Source organism: Novosphingobium sp. HNCC26BN242 (assembly GCF_057180525.1).
In genome coordinates, this window is the sequence record NZ_JBXUGM010000001.1 from 747,354 (window position 1) to 766,857 (window position 19,504).

A 19,504-nucleotide genomic window follows, 5' to 3' on the forward strand; every position below is an offset into this window, starting at 1 on the left:
ACTGGAGAAATTTCCAATGCCCGCGCCCCTTGCTTATGTGAATTCAACACCAGTTTTGCCAGAGCAAGCCGATGTCGTGGTGATCGGCGGCGGCGTGATTGGCAGTTTCACCGCCTATTATCTGGCCCAGCGTGGCCTAAAGGTCGCGCTGGTGGAAAAGGGTGTGGTTGGTGGTGAACAATCGAGCCGCAACTGGGGCTGGTGCCGCCAGCAAAACCGCGATGAGCGAGAGCTTCCACTTGCTACCAAGGCGCTCGATTTGTGGGAACAATTCGGCATTGAAAGCGGGCAGGAAACCGGCTTCCGCCGCTGCGGCCTGTTTTACGTCAGCAATACCGAATCCGAGCTGGAAACCTGGGCCAAGTGGGGCGAATATGCCCGCTCTGTTGGCGTGAAGACGCGGATGCTCGATAGCAAGCAGGCCACCGAGCAGGGCGGTTTCACCCGGCAGGTGTGGAAGGGCGGGGTGCATTCGCAAATGGACGGGATCGCCGATCCCGGCATCGCTGTTCCTGCCGTAGCGCGCGCGTTAATGGCTCTGGGTGGAACCGTCCATCAGGCCTGCGCTGCGCGCGGGATCGAAACCACTGGCGGCGCGGTCAGCGGTGTGGTGACCGAACGCGGCACAATCCGCACCAAGCTGGTCATCCACGCAGGCGGCGCCTGGGCGTCCTCGTTCATGAACCAGCTCGGCGTGCGCTTTCCGCAGGCTACCGTGCGCCAGTCGATACTTGCCGTGGGCACCGGGCATATGAGCCTGCCTGATGCGTTTTACGGCGATTCCATGTCGATCACCCGTCGCGGCGATGGCTCGCATGCGCTGGCCTACAGTGGGCGGGCAAAAGTTGATCCCACGATGCAGTTCCTGCGGTTTCAGAAGCAGTTCCGTCCAATGTTCAAGCAGCGCTGGAGCAAGGTTTCGCCGGGCGGCTTGCAAGGCTTGCGCTCGGGCCACGAAACGCTCTCGCGCTGGCGGCTGGATCAGCCCACCCCGATGGAGGCGCAGCGCATCTTGGACCCGGTGCCCGACGCCAAGACCCTCCGGCTTACGGTTGAGCGCGTGTCGAAACTGATCCCGGCGGTGGCAACGGCACCGATCGTGGGCAAGTGGGCCGGATTTGTGGATAGCACGCCCGATGGCGTTCCTGTAATTGGCGAAATCCCTGCTTTGCCGGGTTTCATCCTTGCAGCAGGGTTCAGCGGTCATGGCTTTGGCATCGGGCCGGGGGCGGGTCATCTGGTGGCCGATATTGCCACCGGTCAGGATCCGATTGTCGATCCCCGTCCCTACCGCCTGTCCCGCTTCGATCGGGGTGCAGAAATCGATGTGTCGGAGTTTTAGAGCAGCATCTTGGAAGGCAGCCTTGCGCGTCAAGGATTCGCGATATTGTTCCAAATATCACAGATAACCGGCACCTTCTTTTGAAAGCAGCCGCATAGCACAAGATAGGGCAGACCCGAGAAGTTGGTCTGGTAACGTCCCAACGGCGGGAGCATCGGATGACAGTTCAGGACGTGGCGCAAATCGTGATGCGGGACATGACCGGTGCCGATATTGCCGCGGTTGCCGATCTGTGTTTCGAACAGCAATGGCCTCACCGCGAGGAAGACCTGCAGACGCTCTTGTCGATCGGGAACGGGCTTGTGGCAGAAATTGACGGCAAAATCGTCGGTACGATCATGGCATGGCGTTTCGGAGAGACTTTTGCGACGCTCGGTGTTGTCATCGTGGCGGTGGCGCATCAAGGACGAGGCCTTGGCCGCCAACTGGCCATTGCGATGATCGAGCGTCTGGGCGACCGGACCGTGCTGCTTAATGCGACTGAGGAAGGCCGCCCGCTTTACGGCAAGCTGGGGTTTGTCGAACTTGACACGATCTGCCAGCATCAGGCTCTGGCACCAGGGCAGCCGCTGGTGCAATTGCGCACCGGAGAGCGGGTCCGACCAATGGGTGCAGCAGATGCCGAAGCGCTTGGAGCGCTTTACAATTCAGCCACGGGCATGGATCGCCGTATCCTGCTGGAAACCGTGTTGGCCGAAGGCAGCACCGTTGTTCTGTGTCATGAGCATGAGCAAAAGGGCTTTGCCGTTTTGCGCCGGTTCGGGCGTGGCTGGGTCATAGGCCCGGTGGTTGCGCCCGATGTCACCGGTGCCAAGGCCCTTGTTGCACATTGGCTCGGCATGCAGTCCGGCAGTTTTTGCCGCATTGATGTGCCAGAGGCGAGCGGGCTGGGAACGTGGCTTGAGGATATTGGTATGCCACAAGTTGATCGTGTAACCCGCATGGCGCGCGGGGCAACGCCTGTTCCCAGCGATGCCGCCAAAGTTTTCGCTCTTGCCGCCCAAGCGTTAGGTTGAACCATGCTCACTCTCAATGACCCCACCCTTTTGCGGCAGGCCGCACTGATCGATGGCGAATGGATCGCCTTGGGGCTCCCTAGCCTTGCGGTGACCAACCCTGCCACGGGCGAAGTTGTTGGCACTGTGCCCGAATGCAGCACTGGGGAAACCGAAGCTGCGATTGCCGCAGCGCAGGCTTCATGGCCTGATTGGCGCCGCCGCACTGCGGGTGAACGGGCCACACTTCTGGAAGCATGGCACGCGCTGGTCCTTGCCAATCTGGATGATCTTGCCCGGATCATGACTGCCGAACAGGGCAAGCCGCTGGCCGAGGCGCAGGGCGAAATCCGCTATGCCGCCACGTTCATCAAATGGTTTGCCGAAGAAGGTCGTCGCGTGGGCGGGCGCAACGTGCCATCGCCTGAGCGCGACCGGCGCATCATCGTGATGACCGAGCCGGTCGGCGTTTCGGCGGCGATCACGCCGTGGAATTTTCCGGCGGCGATGATCACGCGCAAATGCGCGCCCGCGCTGGCTGCCGGATGCCCAGTGGTGATCAAGCCATCCGACCTTACGCCATTCACCGCGCTGGCGCTGATCGAGCTGGCTGTGCGCGCGGGCTTTCCCAAAGGCACGATCAACGTGTTGACCGGGATGCCGCAAGATATCGGCGCGGCGATTACCGCCAGCCCCATTGTTCGAAAACTGTCGTTCACCGGCTCCACCCGTATCGGCGCGCTGCTGATGCGGCAAAGCGCAGACACGATCAAACGCCTGTCGCTGGAACTGGGCGGCAATGCGCCGTTGATCGTGTTTGACGATGCCGATCTGGATCTGGCGGTAAAGGCCACGATGGCCAGCAAGTTCCGCAATGCCGGCCAAACCTGCGTCTGCGCCAACCGCATTCTTGTACACGCGCCGATCTATGATGAATTTGCGTCGCGGCTGGGTGCAGCGGTTGAGTCACTGAATGTCGGCAATGGCATGGACCCTGCGGCAACCACCGGCCCGCTGATCAACCGCGCAGCGGTGGACAAGGTTTCGGCCCATGTCGAAGATGCGCTGAGCAAGGGCGGCAAGGTTCTGTCGCGCGGGCAGGGCCGCGAAGGCGAAAACTTCCTGCGCCCGCTGATCATTGGCGATGCCAACCCCGAAATGCGGCTGGCCTCTGAAGAAACCTTCGGCCCGCTCGCCCCGCTGTTCCGCTTCGAAACCGAAGAAGAGGCGATAACGCTGGCCAACGACACACCCTATGGCCTTGCCAGCTATTTCTACACCTCCGGGCTGGACCGCGCGTTCCGCGTGGCCGAAGCTCTGGAAGCAGGCATGGTTGCGCTCAACACTGGGTCCATTGCCATGGAAATGGCCCCGTTCGGCGGGATCAAGCAATCGGGCCTTGGGCGCGAGGGCGGATCGCTCGGCATCGAGGAATATCTGGAAACCAAGGCCTTTCACATCGGTGGCCTGAAGATATGAAAGCGGCCAGCATGACCAGCAACACCCGAGCCAATGCAAGAAAGCACACCATCGCGGTCATCCCCGGTGATGGCATTGGCAAAGAAGTCATGCCCGAAGGCATGCGCGTGCTGGAAAAGGCGGCGGCGCTTTTTGGCTTCGAGATAGAGCAGAAGTGGCACGATTTCGCTTGCTGCGATTATTACGCGCGCCACGGCAAGATGATGCCCGACAACTGGAAGGAGGAGATCAGCCGCCCCGATGCGATCTTCTTTGGAGCAGTGGGCTGGCCCGATGTGGTGCCCGATCATGTCTCGCTGTGGGGATCGCTGCTGCAATTCCGCCGCGAATATGATCAGTATGTCAACTTGCGTCCGGTGCGGCTGATGCCGGGTGTGCCATGTCCGCTGGCAGGCCGGGAACCGGGCGATATCGATTTTTGGGTTGTGCGCGAAAATACCGAAGGCGAATATTCCTCCGTCGGCGGCATCATGTTTCCCGGCACAGAGCGCGAGATTGTCATTCAGGAAACGGTGATGACGCGCATCGGGGTTGATCGCGTGCTGCGCTATGCCTTCGATCTGGCGCAAACCCGCCCGCGCAAGCACCTGACCAGCGCTACAAAGTCTAACGGCATTGCCATCACCATGCCCTATTGGGACCAGCGTGTTGAAGCCATCGGTGCCGAATATCCCGATGTGCGGCATGACAAATACCATATCGATATCCTGACCGCGCAGTTTGTGCTGAACCCGGATCGGTTTGATGTGGTCGTGGGCTCCAATCTGTTCGGCGATATCCTTTCAGACCTTGGCCCTGCGTGCACCGGCACCATCGGTGTTGCGCCATCAGGCAATATCAACCCCGAAGGCACGCATCCCTCATTGTTCGAACCGGTGCACGGATCGGCCCCCGACATAGCCGGGCAGAACATCGCCAACCCGGTTGGCCAGATCTGGTCTGCCGCGATGATGCTGGAACATCTGGGCGAAGCAGAAGCCGCCGCAGCGATCATGCGTGCCGTCGAAGCCGTGCTTGCCACGCCGTCGGCACGCACGCGCGATCTCAAAGGGGCTGCCAGCACCGTCGATTGTGGCAAGGCAATTGCCGAAGCATTGGGCTGAACTAGTTTAGCGGGCCGTTCAGCATGGTTTCTTGCGCGGCACATTCGTTCGGCATACCGGCAAAATTTGGTGGAATGTGTCATCGCCATGATGATCTAGATATTCGACAATCATCATTGTCAGGCAGGATCATGCAGTTCGACCAAAAGCGGGAGCATATGGCAATATGGCAAGCAGCGTAACTACGCATCTTGGGGCGGTGGGGGTTCCTGCGGCAACCACCCCTATCACGGCGGTCCACGCCCGTCTTGCCAATATCGATGCCCTGCGCGGCTTCGTGATGGTGCTGATGCTGCTCGATCACTTGCGTGAAACGTGGTTCGTCAACTATCCAGTGACCGATCCGGTCAATGCAGCCACGATCATCCCAGCGATGGGCTTTGCACGATTTGCGGTTAGCTTCTGCGCGCCCATTTTCGTCGCGCTTACAGGGCTTGGCGTCTATCTTTTCAGCATCAACCACACGGCCAAAGAAACGCAGGATTTCCTTCTGAAGCGCGGCTTTCTGCTGATCGCGATTGAGCTGGTCTATCTCTCGCCGCTTTATTGGGGGATCGTGCCGCAGCCGACATTCTGGCTACAGGTTATCTGGTGCATCGGCATCTGCATGATCGCGCTCGTCTTTCTGATGCGTTTGCCAATGGCCGCGCTGATTGCCTTGGGCGCAGGACTGGTCTGTTTCCACAACCTGCTTGATCCGATCCGGCTGACGCCCGACGATGCTCTCTTTCCGGTCTGGGCCTTGCTGCACCAGCGCGATGCCATTGCTCTGCCATTCGGCTTTCTGGCCAAGACGACCTATCCTCTGCTTCCGTGGATTGGCGTCATTTCTCTGGGGTTTGCGCTGGGTGCATGGTTCAAGGGCGATGTATCGCCGCAGTTGCGCCAAAAGCGGTTGCTTGTGCTTGGCTTCGGGATGATTGGGGCCTTCATTCTGTTGCGGCTGCTCAATGTCTATGGCGACAAGCCATGGTTTGTGGTCGATGGTGATCCTGTTCGCACCGTGATCAGTTTCATCTCGATGACCAAATACCCGCCGTCGCTTCTGTTTCTGCTGCCAACCCTGGGCGGAGGCGCACTGTTGCTGGTCCTGTTCGAACGCATCGATTCCTCGCGCCTTGTTGCTGCTCTGGCCATCTTTGGTGGCGCACCGATGTTCTTCTATCTGCTGCATCTGACCGTGCTGCGCATCCTCTATCACAGCGCGTTGGCCATATGGGGGCCGAACAATGGCGGCGCCTATATGTTCGATAACTACAACTGGGTATTCGTCTGGTTCGTAGCCCTGATCGTGCCGCTTTATCTCCCGACGGTTTGGTACGCGCGCCTGAAGCGCCGCCGCAGAGACATCGCCTGGCTCAAGTACTTCTAAGGCTTAGGGCGCGGCATAAAATGCTGCGCCTGCCTGCCTGAAAGATCCTGGCTGGGCCATTCAATCGCAAATTCGGCCAAACCCGCTCTTGTGGCGGGCTTAGGCTGGCGGCATTGTTCCCGAATGGACGAAACGAAATGAACGCATCTGCTGCTATGACCAACCGTTCGCTGGTGGATGTTGACCGGGATCACCTGATCCATTCGGTCACCTCGTTCCGGGGCCATGAACAGCACGGTGCGGTCGTACTGGAATCGGGGCAGGGCATGTGGCTGACCGATGCCGATGGCAACCGTCTGCTCGATGCCTTTGCAGGCCTGTGGTGCGTCAATGTCGGCTATGGCCAGGAATCTATTGTCGAAGCCGCGGCGGCCCAGATGCGCAAGCTGCCTTATGCCACCGGCTATTTCCACTTCGCCAGCGAACCGGTGATCCGTCTGGCCGGAGAGCTTACCGCCGCTGCCCCTGATGGCCTTGACCACGTGTTCTTTACTCAAGGCGGTTCGGACGCCGTGGACAGCGCGATCCGATATATCACGCATTACTGGAACGCCGCCGGAAAGCCCGAAAAGAAGCACTTTATCGCGTTGGAATGGGGCTATCACGGATCCAGCAGCCTTGGCGCTGGCCTTACGGCGCTGGGCAATTTCCACCGCAACTTCGATCTTCCGCGCCCGTGGCAGCACCACATCGCCTCGCCCTATCCCTATCGCCACCCGCAGGGACACGATGATGCCGCGGTGATCGTATCGACCGTGGCCGCGCTTGAAGCCAAAGTGGCGGAGGTAGGCGCTGAAAACGTCGCGGCCTTCTGTTGCGAACCGATTCAAGGTTCAGGCGGAGTGATCGTCCCGCCGCGTGGCTGGCTCAAGGCGCTGCGCGAAACCTGCACGCGGCTGGGCATCCTGATGCTGGTCGATGAAGTGATCACCGGTTTCGGCCGCACCGGCCCTCTGTTTGCCTGCCTTGATGAAGGCGTATCGCCAGATTTCATGACCACCGCCAAGGGGCTAACCGCCGGTTACGTGCCGATGGGCGCGATGTTCATGGCCGATCATGTCTATCAGACCATCGCCGACGCGGCATCGCCTGCACTACCCATCGGCCACGGCCAGACCTATTCCGGCCATCCCGTAGCCGCAGCTGTGGCGCTCGAAGTCCTGCGGCTCTATCGCGAAGGTGGCCTGATCGAAAACGGCCGCAAGTCGGGTGAACGGCTGGCCGAACGCATGGAAGCGCTGCGTGCGCATCCGCTGGTGGGGGACGTCCGCTATCGCGGCATGCTGGGCGCCATCGAACTTACGCCCAACAAAGCGACCAAGGCGATTTTCGATCCCGCGCTCGATCTCGGCGGTCGGCTGTCAAAGCTCACCTATGGCAACGGCGTGATCGTGCGCTGCTTTGCCAATGCCGTGCTTGGCTTTGCTCCAGCGCTGTGCTGCACGCTGGACGAGATGGACATGATCTTCGACCGTGTAGAACGCGCGCTTGACCAGTTGCTCGAACAACCCGACATTCGCGCCGCCATTGCCTGAGGGGAGGCCTGACCATGCTGCCTGGACCCAAGCTTGACCGGATCGATCTGCGGATTCTTGCGAGGCTCCAGCAGGAAGGGCGCATCACCAACGTCGAACTGGCTGATGCCGTTGGCCTTTCGCCCAGCCCGTGCCTGACGCGGGTCAAACGGCTGGAGAAGGCGGGCTACATCACCGGCTATGGCGCACACGTTAATCTGGGCAAGCTTGGCGAATTCCTGACGGTTTTCACCGAAGTAACGCTGAGCGAACACCGGCGGGGCGATTTCAGCCGGTTTGAAAGCCGGATCGTGCGGATTGATGAAATCGTCGAATGCCATCTGGTGTCGGGCGGATATGACTACCTGCTCAAATTCGTGGCGCGAGGGGTGTCGCACTATCAATCGATCATCGAAGGCATGCTGGAAAGCGATTACGGCATTGAAAAGTACTTCAGCTACATCGTGATCAAATCCCCGTTCATCAAGCATCACTTGCCGATCCAGAACCTGTTCGGACAAGCGCACGATTGAGGCTGACGGCTGACATGACCAACCTTGCCGATCTCGTCCCCGATCTTGTCGCGCTGCGCCGGGACATTCACCAGCACCCCGAACTGGGCTTTTGCGAGCACCGCACTGCTGCGCGGATTGCCGCTGAACTGCGCGCACTGGGCATCGAAGTGCACGAGGGCATCGGCAAAACCGGCCTCGTCGGCGTGCTCAGGGGCAGGCGTGAAGGCACCCGCACCTTGGGCCTGCGGGCCGATATGGATGCGCTGCCTATCGATGAGGCTACCAATCTTCCCTGGGCCAGCCAGACCCCGGGCACCTTCCATGGCTGCGGCCACGATGGCCACGTTGCCATGCTGCTGGGCGCGGCGCGCGTGCTGTCGGCTGATCCCGATTTTGCCGGTACGTTGAACTTCATTTTCCAGCCCGCCGAAGAGGGGCAGGGCGGCGCGCGCGTGATGATCGAGGAAGGCCTGTTCGACCGCTTCCCCTGTGACCGCGTCTATGCCTTGCACAACTGGCCCGGCCTTCCCGCAGGCACCATCAGCACCCGCCCCGGCGCGATCATGGGCGCGGCAGACAAGTTCCGCATCACGCTGACCGGCAAAGGCGGCCACGCCGCCATCCCGCAAGACAGCCCCGACGCGATCCTAGCGGCTGCCAGCCTTGTGCAGCAGCTCAACACCATCGTATCCCGCGCCGTCCCTCCGCACGCCGCTGCGGTCCTTTCCATCACACAAATCCATGGCGGCCAGTCCCACAACGTGATCCCGGCCGAAGTTATGGTGGCAGGCACGGTCCGCACCTTCGATCCTGCTGTGCAAGATCGTATCGAGGCCCGGATGCGCGCGATGCTCCATGGCATCGAAACCGGGTTCGAAGTGTCATCGATGCTCGATTATGACCGCTATTATCCCGCAACGATCAACGATCCGCAGGCCGCTGCCGATGCGTTGCAGGTTGCCGCAACGGTCGCCCAAGCCGAACTTGCGCCGGAACCTGCGGCCACGTCAGAAGATTTTTCCTTCATGCTGCAACAGCGCCCCGGTGCCTATATCTGGCTGGGACAAGGCACGGAGGACCACGCCGCACCGCTGCACAACCCGCGTTATGATTTCAACGATGCCGTGCTGGAAACAGGCGTGCGCCTTCACGTCGCTTTGGCAAAGCACTGGCTGGCATAGCTTACTTTACTGCGCATGCCGCCGCAGGAACGCATCGAACAGCGCGGGCCACAGCCCGGCCGGTGCATTGGACGGTCCAATGCCAAAGCCATGGCCTCCCTCTTCAAACAGATGCGCTTCAACCGGGCGCTGTGCTGCCCGCATGGCGTCTGTGAACTGCACAGTGTTCTGATAGGGCACTGGCTCGTCATCAATTGCATGGGTCAGAAACACAGGTGGCGTGCTGCCATCAACATGCTGGGCAGGTGAACGTCGTGCCACCAGCGCGGCATCAGGATCAGGCCCCAGCAGCATCTGTGCCGAAAGGGGGTGCGTGTATGGCTTTGTTGCGGCAATCACCGGATAGATCAGCCCTGCGCAAAACGGCACAGGATCAATCCGGTCCATCGCATCGCGTGCATCATAGGTCGGCGTGCTGTCACTGGTAATCAGTGACGCTGCCAGATGCCCTCCTGCCGAAAAGCCCAGCACCGCAACTGTTGCAGGATCAATTTCATAACGCCCGGCATGCCCCCGGATCAGCCGCATAGCGCGTTGGGCATCTTGCAGCGGCACATCCCACCGGTTGGCCCAGCCTTCGCCCGGCAGACGATAGACGAGCAAGAAAACCGTATAGCCCATGGCCGTAAACACCCGCGCCACATCGGTGCCCTCGTTGCGGATCGAAACAAAGCTGTAGGCGCCGCCCGGAATGACCAGCAACGCTCGTCCGTTTGGCCGCTCGGGGTGGAAGATGCGCATTTCAGGTTGCGCCACGCCGCTGATAAAGGCTGGATCGAGGGTTTCAGACTTTACCGGCGGAAGCTTTGGCGCACCCGGAGCAGGCCCATCCCACAAGGCAAGGCGTTGTGCCTGCACCCAGGTGTCGGGAAGAGGCCCGCCACCTTGCGGAATCATCAACGCATCTTTGGCTGCGCTCACCGGAACACTCATCAACATCAATCCACTTCCCAGCAGCATTTGCCTGCGGTTGACCGGCCAGGACATCGCTCTCTCCCGCATGATGAGCCAGACGGCCGATCCGTCACACTGCTCGAATCCCCAATGTTTCCGCGCTTATCCGCAGGGCGGTCGCGGGCACAATGCACTGCCCTTCATCATCCGAAAAGGTCAAGTTTGCGCAATCGATTGCTCTTTCTTAGAAACTGTTGCATGGATTGGCCAGCGCTAATCGCTGGCTCTCAAAAACCAATGATTTAGGGTTATTTTGATGGACTGACGTAGCGATGGAATGGCAGATCGCCCGCTCTGGCGGTCTTCGGACATGAATTATTGTGTAACGATTGCGCGATGGAAATTGTTTCGCGCTACGGCAAATTGAGGGGGGTGAAAATGGTCATCGGAGTCACTGGCGCGGGGGCTGCGATAACCGGCGTGCAGGACATGTCGCCCGCTCATTGGACTGCAGCGGACCTTCAGGGCGTTACGCTTGATGCCGACAATACGATCCCCGTCTTCACGCTGCAGGCCAATGCACGCAACGCCGGATTTGATTTGTGGGACATGTGGCCGGTTGAACATGCAGATGGCACGCTGCCACGCTTCGATGGCGCAGCATTGTGGATGGTGCTGACAGCGCCAGCAGGGCCAGATCCGGATGCGCGCCACGCCATTGCGCGCATCCACCTTGCCACTGAAAAAGACGGACGCTGGGCCCTGCATCAACCGGTTTTTCCTGATGGCTTCACCCCGGGCAACCGCGAATGGTCCGGCTCTGCCGTGCTTGACGATGCCAATCGTAACCTCACGGTCTATTTCACGGCCGCCGGGCGGCGCGAAGTGGATGGTCCGTCACTCGAACAGCGCTTGTTCGAAGCCACCTGCCGATTTGCGGCAAATGGCGGGACCTATGTCCTTTCCGATTGGTCTGAACCCAGTGAATCCATCGTTGCCGATGCGCGCCACTACATGATTGCCAACCAGCGCGAGGGAAGGGGTGGCGAGATCCTCGGCTTTCGGGATCCAGGGTTCTTCCGCGATCCGCAAAGCGGCAGAACATTCCTGTTTTTCACAGGATCATGCGCGCAGTCATCCTCACGGTGGACCGGGGTAATCGGGGTGGCCGCACGTTCAGACGCCGAAGTCACACAATGGAACTTGCAGCCGCCGGTGCTGAGCGCCGCCGGACTGAACAACGAACTTGAACGTCCGCACATGCGCTTTGCCAACGGGCAATATTACCTGTTCTGGTCCACCCAGCAGAAAGTCTTTGCAGCCCATGGACCGTCGGGGCCGACGGGTCTTTACGGTGCCGTTGGCCCCACCCCCCTCGGGCCGTTCACACCCATCAATGGAACTGGCCTGATCGCAGGCAATCCGTCTCAAAGTCCGGCGCAGGAATATAGCTGGTGGGTTCTTGATGATCTGCAAGTCATCGGCTTTGCCGACTATCCCGGCGTAACCGATATGGCCGTGATCGGCGATGCCGCTGCGCGGCGCGCCGCTTTTGCCGGTCATCCCGCGCCGTTCTTCCGCATTGCGCTGGAAGGGGCAACATCGCGGGTAGTGCGTGGCCTGCCTCGGTCAGGTTGATCCACGCACGATCAGTTCCGGCCTGATCTGCTGCGATTGCGTTTCCTCGCCGGCGATACGGTGCAGCAGCGTCTGCGTCAGCAAATGCGCGCCATGCCGCAACTGCTGATCGATGGTGCTCAGCGGCGGAGCCATATGCTCGCCAATCGGCAACCCGTCATACCCGATTACGCGCACGTCCTCGGGCACACGCTTGCCCAGATCGCGCAGCGCGCGGATCACGCTGATCGCGGTTACGTCGGACCCGGCCACGATGCCGTCAGGCAATAGTTCGAGCGCGGACAATTTCTCCCGCACGTCGGCATAGGCAGCGTCGGGTTCAAAGTGGGTCGGCAATTCCAGTAGCGGCGGCAACCCCGCGCCTAATACCGCCATGCGCGCGCCATCGGTGCGCTCACCAAATTCCGAACCCTCGACCGGGCCAGCATAGGCGATGCGGGTGCAGCCTTTGTCTATCAGGTGCTTTGCCGCCAGCCCGCCGCCAAGCCGGTTGTCAGAACCAATAGAGCAATGATGCTGGCCCGGAGAATAGCCGCCCCAGACCACCATCGGAGCGTATCGGCGCGAAATCGTCTCAATCACATGGAACTGGTCAGATTGACCGACAACAACGATCCCGTCCACGCGCCCGCTGCCGATGAACCGATCCATCCATCGGTCATTGCGCGGCAGCACACGCGATAGCAGCATGTCATAGCCGTTTTCGGCAAAGGCGTCGGCCAGAAAGCCGGTCATCGTATTGAAAAACGGGTCGGACAGGTGCTGTAAAGCCTCGTGCCCCAGCGGCACCAGCACGCCAATCGTCATGGTCCGCTGCGTGCGCAAATTGCGTGCGGCGAAGTTTGGTTGATAGCCCAGTTTCTCGGCCAGCGCGGCAATGCGTTTGCGCGTATCCTCGCTGACCCGGCCTGATCCGGTCAGGGCACGCGAGGCTGTTGCTGTCGAAACACCGGCCAGCTCGGCAAATTCCTTAAGATTCTTGACGCTGACCATTTGATCCTTCGTTTCAGGTCACAGCTTTTATGGCAGTGTTCAACCGCAGTCCGTCGCATCACTTACAACGGCCAACGAACATGGCCAATGGCTTGCGCATGACTACAGCAGCGAAGCCCTCTCGTTCGCATCAATTTCGCCGATCATGCGCGGTTGCTGGTCCAATTTCAGCGCATTCAGGTTGCCCTCAGCGATGGCCTGCCACTGCGGCAGATTTGGTGCTGAGGGAACGCCATCAGCGGCAAAAGCCAGCAGTGCATTTGCCATACCGGATGCAAGTCCGATGGCATCCCGGCCTCCGCCGGTCATCGATGCACACTTGCCTGCATTGTCGAACCAGAAAGGGATATCGAGGCAATGGAACGCCTTGGGCCGACCCTCCAGCACAGGTGTTTGCCAGGTGAACCAGAACAGCCACGTCGGCGCTTGTGTAGTGCGCAAACGCCGCTTTGCCTGATCGATCACGGATTGCCGGATTGGTGCCGTGGCGATGCGGGACCACAGATCGAACGGCGCAGCATCAGGTGTTGCCGCGCGAAAGACACTGATCACGGCATCGGCTTTTTTCGGCGCAAATGCCTCAACCTTGCGGCGCAAGCCCGCCTCGTCCATCGCATCCACATCAGGAATATTGATGCCCGTTACAAATTCATTGAGCGTCGATCCGATAATCAGCGGCACTTCGGGCGCGTTTCTCGGTACAGCTTTGAATCCGGGCTCTGCCAGAATGGTCCGACCATCCACGACCGGCCCGAAATTCAACATTTGCGGAATCCGGCGCACGTCTACAAAGCCATCAAAGGGCGGATTGATCTGCGCCATCACGCGCTCGGCAGCAGTTCTCAGTTCTGCATAGGGCAGAGCCTGCAACGCGGCCAGGTCGCCTTTGGCAATGCCCAGTTCGTGCAGCAAGAGCGCCGATAAATGTGCGCTGCGCTCAGGCGTGTTGAACATCGCAAAGGAACCGCTGAAAATCGCGGCCCGATGAAACAGCCCGCGTGCAGACGGCATGCCCATCAGCGCTGTAACCTTTGCCCCACCACCCGATTGTCCGAACACGGTAACCCGTGCCGGATCACCGCCGAAGTTTGCGATGTTTTCCTGAATCCAGCGCAATGCGGCCACGATATCAAGCATGCCGACATTCCCGGAGTCGGCATGCTCACCACCCCATGAAGACAGATCGAGGAAACCCAGCATGTTCAGCCGATGGTTTAGCGACACGACCACCGCCTCACCCGTGCTGGCCAGATTTTCACCGTCAAAGGCCGGAATGTCATGCCCGGACCCGGCGGCAAAACCGCCGCCATGCAGCCAGACAAGCACCGGGCGGCGCTGGTCGTCCAATCCCGGCGTCCAGACATTGAGCCGCAAGCAGTCTTCGTCTTCCACCGCATCATTCCAACGGAAGATGAAGGCTTCTTCGTCGTTGAAGCGCCCGGTTCCCTTGTCCTGCGGCGCAATCGGGCCGTAGTGCAGTGTCGATCGTGTGCCTTTCCAAGGGGCCACTGGCCGCGGCGGCATGAACCGGTTCGCGCCACCCGTGTCTGCTGCATAGGGCACGCCCTTGAACATGAAGGTGTGTCCATGCCGATAGCCACGGATTTTACCTGCGACAGTGGTTGCTGTCACAAGCGAAGGATCGGTGGCTATCGGTTGGCCTGCGAACATGGCGTCCTTGCTAACGCCCCCGGTTGCAGAGGCAGCTTGCGGGCTGATGGTGAAGCCGGTGGCCAGCGCCGCGCCCTTGATCCAGCTTCGGCGGTTGATACCGCTGGCCGCAATGATGCCGGGGCCATCAGTCATACTCATGGTGCTGGTTCCCGCAAGTGCCTGGCGGCACCCTTTTTCCAAAGAGATGCCGCCCGCAGTCGATCAGTTTGTGTTGACGCGGAAGGTCACACCAATGGTGCGCGGGCGTGGTCCGGCCAGCAAGGTGGGGCCATTGGCCGATGTCGGCCCGCGCAAGTCTGAAAGGTTGTCGCCAAACAGGCGCACTTCATACCGATCAAACCGCACACCGATGCTGGCTTGGAACAGTTCGTACGGGTTGATCTCGTCCACCGTCGCATCGCCAAGCCGCGAACGGCCCACGAACGTGGCCGAGCTGGTGGCAAAGAGCTGCGCGTTGCCGATGTCCTTTTCATAGCTCGCATCCACCCGGAAGTTGTGCGTCGGGGTGTTGAGCAGGCGCTTGCCATTGGCGATGCGCGGGTCGGCCCCGGCAAAGGCGGTGCGCACCCTGGTGAACTTGGAATCGTTGATGTTGCCAATGGCGTTCAGCGTGAAGCCGGGCAGGGGCGTGCGCCAGGTCGCTTCAAGGTCGATCCCTTGCGCCTTGCCATCGCCAAGGTTGGCAAAGGCGGACAGGCCGATCGATGTGTTGAAGGCGCTCTGGATGTTCGTGTACTTGATGTCATAGGCGCTGACAGCAAGGCGCAGTGCCCCGTCGAACAGTGAACCTTTCATCCCCACTTCCAGATTGCGCAGCTTGTCTGGCGTAAGTGAAATGTCGCTAGGCACGCCATCAGCGATCACTGCATCGGCCTGTGCCTGCGATTGCAGGATGCCGCTGCGGAAGCCTGTGCCCGCGTTGAAGAACAGCATCCAGTCCGGGCTGGGATTGATGGCAAGGTTGGCGCGCCACGTCAGCGCATCAGGTGTGGCCTTGCTGGCCACGGAAACGCCGTTGGAGATCGAATCCGAAGCGCGCTTGTCCTTGAAGTAGCGCAAGCCGAACAGCGGCACGACTTTGCCGTCGAACAGTTCATAGCTCGCTTCAGAGAAAACCGCCGCGTTCTCGGTTTCGGTGATGGTCCGCCCGCTCAGGGCAAAGGCCGGGAAGTTCAGGTTAAAAGTATAGAGGCTGTCCGCGTTCTGATAGAACACACCTGCAACCCCTTTGAACGGTCCGGCACCATTGGTCGAAAGGCGCAGTTCGTTCACGAAGTTGCGCGCATCGCCGCCGTTGATCAGCGTGCCGATCCCCAGTGGCGCGCCAAGGTTCAGGCCAACCTGAAAACCGCCGGGCAGGGACTTTTGATACGATGTCGCGTTGGTCAGAGTGAAATCGCCGATCTCGCGCGTGATCGTGTTTGAAGCATACCAGGCACGGCGGCGGTCATAGCCCACCACATCGCCCTGGAATGATGCGAACGGCGGGTCGAGCGAGTTGATGACGTTCAGATAGTTCTGGTCGGTGCTGAAGTACCAGCCGCGTACGCGCACAGTCGTCAGATCATCGGGCTTCCACAGCAGCACGACCTGAAGGTCCTTTGCCGTTGCGTCGTTCGCGTCCTTCTCGCGCGGGGTGCCAGTGGGCGCACCGGAAAAGATGTCGGCCGTGCCCGCCCGACGGTCATACCCGCCGCTCACGCGCAGGCCCAGCTTGCCTTCCACCAGCGGCACCGAAAACGCCGCTGCGGCGCGATAGTTCGGGTCCCCCGCCTCGCGCGTGCCCGAAAGTTCCAGTTCGCCCGCATAGGTGATCTGCTCCAAATCCGGGTTCTTAGTGTGGTAGATGATCGTTCCTGCCGAAGACCCAAGCCCATACAATGTGCCCTGCGGCCCGCGCAGCACTTCAACCCGGTCGATGTCAAAATACTGCACCGGCGGCGCAGCCTGATTGTTGGGCACGCCAAATGGGGTTTCATCAAGGTAATACCCGATCAGGCCATCACCGATGGGGCCACCCGCGCCCGAGCCGCGGAACGAGAAAATGCGATAGCCGGCCCCAATCTCCTGCGCCTGCGATGCGCCCGGGATCAGTTGGATCAGATCCGCACCATCGCGTATATTGCGCTGCTTCAGCGTTGTGCCCGTGAAAGCCTGAATGGCCAGCGGCACCTTGTCGAGCCGGACTGAACCGGACTTCATCGCGGTGACCACGATTTCTTCCGCCTTGCTCTCATCAGCAGCGTCCTGCGCATAAGCAGGCGCGGCGAGCGATAAAGCCACTGCCGCTGCGCTGATCAAGCTAGTGCGAAATGATTTGATCTTGTGATGGACTGTCATGTCATCCTCCCTCATTTTGGATATTGAGTAAACGATTACGCAAAACGTGTCAATTTGTGTCTGATGTCATGCCCTTCAGGGCCTAGTGGGCGGGTTTGGTGGCCAGAAATGCGGTGCCGAGTGCGAGCTTCCAAGCTGTGACGAATGTCCGCGAAGCGCGCGATGCGGGGGCGATGAAATCGAAGCCGTGATAGGCACCCGGGATAACCACCAACTGGGTTGGCACACCTTGTCGGATCAGTGCCTGAGAATAGGCTATGTCCTCATCGACAAACAGATCGATCGCGCCCACGCCGATAAAGGTGGGTGGAAGGCCCGCCAGGTTTGCCTCACGTGCTGGAACGGACCCTGCAGGCACCGTTGGCAACCCCGCTGGCTGGCCAAGCATACTGGTCCAGCCTACCACGTTGCCTGCCTCGTTCCAGCCGATCGTGCCGATGAAGGGGGGCACGCGCTGGGTGCTGCCGGTGCGATCATCAAGCATCGGGTAAATCAGGACCTGATAGCATAGCGGCACGCTTCCTCTGTCGCGCGCCGCGATGGCGAGCATCGCAGCCAGCCCGCCGCCTGCGCTTTCGCCCATTACGGCAATGCGGCTGCGGTCCACGCCAAGGCTGGCAGCATTGCGATGGAGCCAGACCAGCGCGGCGTGGCAATCTTCCAGCGGGCCGGGGAACGGCGTTTCGGGACAGAGCCGATAATCCACTTCGACCACGACGCAGTCCAGTTCTTCGGCAAGGCGTTGTGACGCTGGGAAATTGTCCTGCATCCTGCCAACGATGAAGCCGCCGCCGTGAATGTGGAGAACCGCTGGGCGCAAAGTGCCGTTTCGCCGCGCGCCGATTACTGCTACGCCAACGTCTGGATGGCTCGGCGCTCCGGCCACACGCATGAGTTCAATCGGCGCGGCGGGTGCCGGAAGCGGAGCAGGGGGCGGTGGAGCCTTGTCTCGCATATCAAGTATGGCGGCATGATCCAACGGATCGGGCAGCGGTCGCGACAGGATCATTCTAGCCCCATCGCGCAGTTCTGGATCTACCACCGCCAGTGGATCAGCAGTAGTCGGCACAGCACGGGATTCAGTTGCTGCCATCGCCGCGTTGCGCGTCAGCATGGCGGGCAGGGCCGCAGCACCAAGCGCGGCCATTCCAAAATTGCGACGTGTGAGACCCACCTGCCATCCCCTTTGCCGAGCAGCTCTCCTTCGCGGGAGCCACATCTTGCGTAATCGATTCCATACACCTTGCAGCAAGGAATGCAATCGATTACGCAATAGTCAGACACAAGAGCCAACTGCAAAGAAGGCGGGCCAGATCCGCTACCGCTTGGGAAGGAATGAACACCATGATCAGATCACACGGATGGGCAAAGGTTATTGCCAGCGCCGGGTCTGCCCTGGCAGCCTTGCTGCTGATCAGCACGTCAGCATTTGCGCAGCATTCCGATGCGCAAGCCGTGCGTATTGAAGACGATGGCACGGTCCATGTCCCGGCTATGGCCGTTCCGGTGTCATCGATGCTGAGCCCCGAGGCAAAGCAATACATGACCGACCATCTGAAGGCGATGCAGGACCCGGTGCAGGTTCAGCAGAACAACGGCATCCCGGTGTTCATGGAGCCTTACCTCGCCGAGGCCAAAGCGACTTATGCCTATGCGATGACTGAACGCAGACTGGGCGGTGTGAAAGTCTTCGATTATCTGCCCAAGGCCGGTATCGCCAAAAAGAACGCCCAGCGGGTGCTGATAAATCTGCATGGTGGCGGCTTTATGGGCTGCTTCCCGGCTTGTGCAGAGCTTGAATCGATTCCGGTTGCCGCGCTTGGGCAAATCCGTGTCGTTTCGGTCGACTACCGGCAAGGGCCTGCGCATAAGTTTCCGGCGGCAAGCGAGGATGTGGCGCTCGTTTACCGCGAATTGCTCAAAACCTATCCTGCGGCCAACATCGGCATTTACGGATGTTCTGCAGGCGGGATGCTGACCGGCATGGCCACCGCCTGGTTTCAGAAGCATGCGCTGCCCCGGCCGGGCGCTGTCGGCATTCTTTGCGCTGGCCTCACCACTTCGGCCAACGGCTTTGGCGGAGACGCAGATTATATGACAGCTGCCATCGGAGAAGGCCGACCAGCGCCGAAATGGCCAGCCAGCGCCGATGCGCCATGGACTGCGTTGCCCTACTTCGCAGGCGCTGATCCCAAGGACCCACTGGTTTCGCCCGGATCATCGGACGACGTACTGCGTCAGTTCCCGCCCACGCTAATCATCACTGGCACGCGCGGTTTTGAACTGTCATCTGCAGTCAACACGCACAGCCGGATGGTGGCACTGGGCGTAGATGCTGATCTGCACGTGTGGGAGGGCCTGTTTCATGGCTTTTTCTACAAGCCTAACCTGCCAGAATCGCAGCAGGCCCTGAATGTGATCGTCAAGTTCTTTGACAAGAATCTGGTGCAATAGGCCCGCTTCA

At 60.3% G+C, this 19,504-nt stretch carries 15 protein-coding genes; 10 read left to right on the forward strand and 5 right to left on the reverse strand.

Features of this window, described 5'->3' with window-relative positions; all coding sequences use genetic code 11:
- Positions 1 to 16: 16 nt before the first annotated feature.
- From AC2A1F_RS03580 to AC2A1F_RS03615, 8 genes are all read left to right on the forward strand, one after another.
- Positions 17 to 1,342 (forward strand): NAD(P)/FAD-dependent oxidoreductase, encoded by a 1,326-nt coding sequence (locus AC2A1F_RS03580; RefSeq protein ID WP_484207380.1) that lies wholly within the window; start codon positions 17 to 19, stop codon positions 1,340 to 1,342.
- A 158-nt stretch (positions 1,343 to 1,500) separates the two neighbouring features.
- Positions 1,501 to 2,358 (forward strand): GNAT family N-acetyltransferase, encoded by an 858-nt coding sequence (locus AC2A1F_RS03585; protein WP_484207381.1) that lies wholly within the window; start codon positions 1,501 to 1,503, stop codon positions 2,356 to 2,358.
- A gap of 3 nt (positions 2,359 to 2,361) precedes the next feature.
- On the forward strand, positions 2,362 to 3,816 hold the full coding sequence (locus AC2A1F_RS03590) for an NAD-dependent succinate-semialdehyde dehydrogenase (protein ID WP_484207382.1): 1,455 nt from the start codon (positions 2,362 to 2,364) through the stop codon (positions 3,814 to 3,816).
- Positions 3,817 to 3,827: 11 nt separating this feature from the next.
- Positions 3,828 to 4,919 (forward strand): tartrate dehydrogenase, encoded by a 1,092-nt coding sequence (locus tag AC2A1F_RS03595; RefSeq protein ID WP_484207383.1) that lies wholly within the window; start codon positions 3,828 to 3,830, stop codon positions 4,917 to 4,919.
- 166 nt (positions 4,920 to 5,085) lie between these two features.
- The gene (locus tag AC2A1F_RS03600) at positions 5,086 to 6,291 is read left to right on the forward strand and encodes an acetyltransferase domain-containing protein (protein WP_484207384.1); all 1,206 of its coding nucleotides are present in this window, start codon (positions 5,086 to 5,088) and stop codon (positions 6,289 to 6,291) included.
- Between the two features lie 137 nt (positions 6,292 to 6,428).
- The gene (locus tag AC2A1F_RS03605) at positions 6,429 to 7,826 is read left to right on the forward strand and encodes an aminotransferase class III-fold pyridoxal phosphate-dependent enzyme (protein WP_484207385.1); all 1,398 of its coding nucleotides are present in this window, start codon (positions 6,429 to 6,431) and stop codon (positions 7,824 to 7,826) included.
- A 14-nt stretch (positions 7,827 to 7,840) separates the two neighbouring features.
- Positions 7,841 to 8,338, forward strand: a complete 498-nt coding sequence (locus tag AC2A1F_RS03610) for an Lrp/AsnC family transcriptional regulator (protein WP_484207386.1) — start codon at positions 7,841 to 7,843, stop codon at positions 8,336 to 8,338.
- Between the two features lie 14 nt (positions 8,339 to 8,352).
- On the forward strand, positions 8,353 to 9,501 hold the full coding sequence (locus AC2A1F_RS03615) for a M20 aminoacylase family protein (RefSeq protein WP_484208163.1): 1,149 nt from the start codon (positions 8,353 to 8,355) through the stop codon (positions 9,499 to 9,501).
- 6 nt (positions 9,502 to 9,507) lie between these two features.
- Here AC2A1F_RS03615 and AC2A1F_RS03620 read toward each other — a convergent pair whose 3' ends face one another.
- Positions 9,508 to 10,422 (reverse strand): alpha/beta hydrolase, encoded by a 915-nt coding sequence (locus AC2A1F_RS03620; RefSeq protein WP_484207387.1) that lies wholly within the window; start codon positions 10,420 to 10,422, stop codon positions 9,508 to 9,510.
- A 411-nt stretch (positions 10,423 to 10,833) separates the two neighbouring features.
- On the opposite strand from AC2A1F_RS03620, the gene AC2A1F_RS03625 reads away from it, so the two are divergent.
- Positions 10,834 to 12,033 carry a glycoside hydrolase family 68 protein gene (locus tag AC2A1F_RS03625; RefSeq protein ID WP_484207388.1) on the forward strand — a complete coding sequence of 400 codons (1,200 nt, stop codon included), beginning with the start codon at positions 10,834 to 10,836 and terminating at the stop codon, positions 12,031 to 12,033.
- On the opposite strand, the gene AC2A1F_RS03630 is transcribed toward AC2A1F_RS03625, so the two are convergent.
- The 4 genes from AC2A1F_RS03630 to AC2A1F_RS03645 all read right to left on the reverse strand — a co-directional run bounded on the left by AC2A1F_RS03630 (position 12,025) and on the right by AC2A1F_RS03645 (position 18,214).
- A complete protein-coding gene (locus AC2A1F_RS03630; RefSeq protein WP_484207389.1) occupies positions 12,025 to 13,026 on the reverse strand; it encodes a LacI family DNA-binding transcriptional regulator in 1,002 nt (333 codons plus the stop codon). The two genes, AC2A1F_RS03625 and AC2A1F_RS03630, sit on opposite strands and share 9 nt — an antisense overlap.
- Positions 13,027 to 13,128: 102 nt before the next feature.
- Entirely contained in the window at positions 13,129 to 14,838 is a 1,710-nt protein-coding gene (locus tag AC2A1F_RS03635) for a carboxylesterase/lipase family protein (RefSeq protein WP_484207390.1), read from the reverse strand.
- Between the two features lie 63 nt (positions 14,839 to 14,901).
- Positions 14,902 to 17,040 carry a TonB-dependent receptor gene (locus tag AC2A1F_RS03640; RefSeq protein ID WP_484207391.1) on the reverse strand — a complete coding sequence of 713 codons (2,139 nt, stop codon included), beginning with the start codon at positions 17,038 to 17,040 and terminating at the stop codon, positions 14,902 to 14,904.
- Positions 17,041 to 17,122: 82 nt separating this feature from the next.
- Positions 17,123 to 18,214 carry an alpha/beta hydrolase gene (locus AC2A1F_RS03645; RefSeq protein WP_484207392.1) on the reverse strand — a complete coding sequence of 364 codons (1,092 nt, stop codon included), beginning with the start codon at positions 18,212 to 18,214 and terminating at the stop codon, positions 17,123 to 17,125.
- A gap of 170 nt (positions 18,215 to 18,384) precedes the next feature.
- Here AC2A1F_RS03645 and AC2A1F_RS03650 point away from each other — a divergent pair, with 170 nt between their 5' ends.
- Positions 18,385 to 19,494, forward strand: coding sequence for an alpha/beta hydrolase fold domain-containing protein (locus tag AC2A1F_RS03650; protein WP_484207393.1), 1,110 nt, complete (start codon positions 18,385 to 18,387; stop codon positions 19,492 to 19,494).
- Positions 19,495 to 19,504: the final 10 nt, after the last annotated feature.

Excerpts from the sequence above, each read along its gene's own strand:
- AC2A1F_RS03595 (WP_484207383.1), top strand. The coding sequence starts at position 3,828 with ATGACCAGCAACACCCGAGCCAATGCAAGAAAGCACACCATCGCGGTC.
- AC2A1F_RS03600 (WP_484207384.1), top strand. The coding sequence starts at position 5,086 with ATGGCAAGCAGCGTAACTACGCATCTTGGGGCGGTGGGGGTTCCTGCG.
- AC2A1F_RS03630 (WP_484207389.1), bottom strand. The coding sequence starts at position 13,026 with ATGGTCAGCGTCAAGAATCTTAAGGAATTTGCCGAGCTGGCCGGTGTT.
- AC2A1F_RS03610 (WP_484207386.1), top strand. The coding sequence starts at position 7,841 with ATGCTGCCTGGACCCAAGCTTGACCGGATCGATCTGCGGATTCTTGCG.
- AC2A1F_RS03625 (WP_484207388.1), top strand. The coding sequence starts at position 10,834 with ATGGTCATCGGAGTCACTGGCGCGGGGGCTGCGATAACCGGCGTGCAG.
- AC2A1F_RS03650 (WP_484207393.1), top strand. The coding sequence starts at position 18,385 with ATGATCAGATCACACGGATGGGCAAAGGTTATTGCCAGCGCCGGGTCT.
- AC2A1F_RS03580 (WP_484207380.1), top strand. The coding sequence starts at position 17 with ATGCCCGCGCCCCTTGCTTATGTGAATTCAACACCAGTTTTGCCAGAG.
- AC2A1F_RS03605 (WP_484207385.1), top strand. The coding sequence starts at position 6,429 with ATGAACGCATCTGCTGCTATGACCAACCGTTCGCTGGTGGATGTTGAC.
- AC2A1F_RS03590 (WP_484207382.1), top strand. The coding sequence starts at position 2,362 with ATGCTCACTCTCAATGACCCCACCCTTTTGCGGCAGGCCGCACTGATC.
- AC2A1F_RS03615 (WP_484208163.1), top strand. The coding sequence starts at position 8,353 with ATGACCAACCTTGCCGATCTCGTCCCCGATCTTGTCGCGCTGCGCCGG.
- AC2A1F_RS03635 (WP_484207390.1), bottom strand. The coding sequence starts at position 14,838 with ATGAGTATGACTGATGGCCCCGGCATCATTGCGGCCAGCGGTATCAAC.
- AC2A1F_RS03640 (WP_484207391.1), bottom strand. The coding sequence starts at position 17,040 with ATGACAGTCCATCACAAGATCAAATCATTTCGCACTAGCTTGATCAGC.
- AC2A1F_RS03585 (WP_484207381.1), top strand. The coding sequence starts at position 1,501 with ATGACAGTTCAGGACGTGGCGCAAATCGTGATGCGGGACATGACCGGT.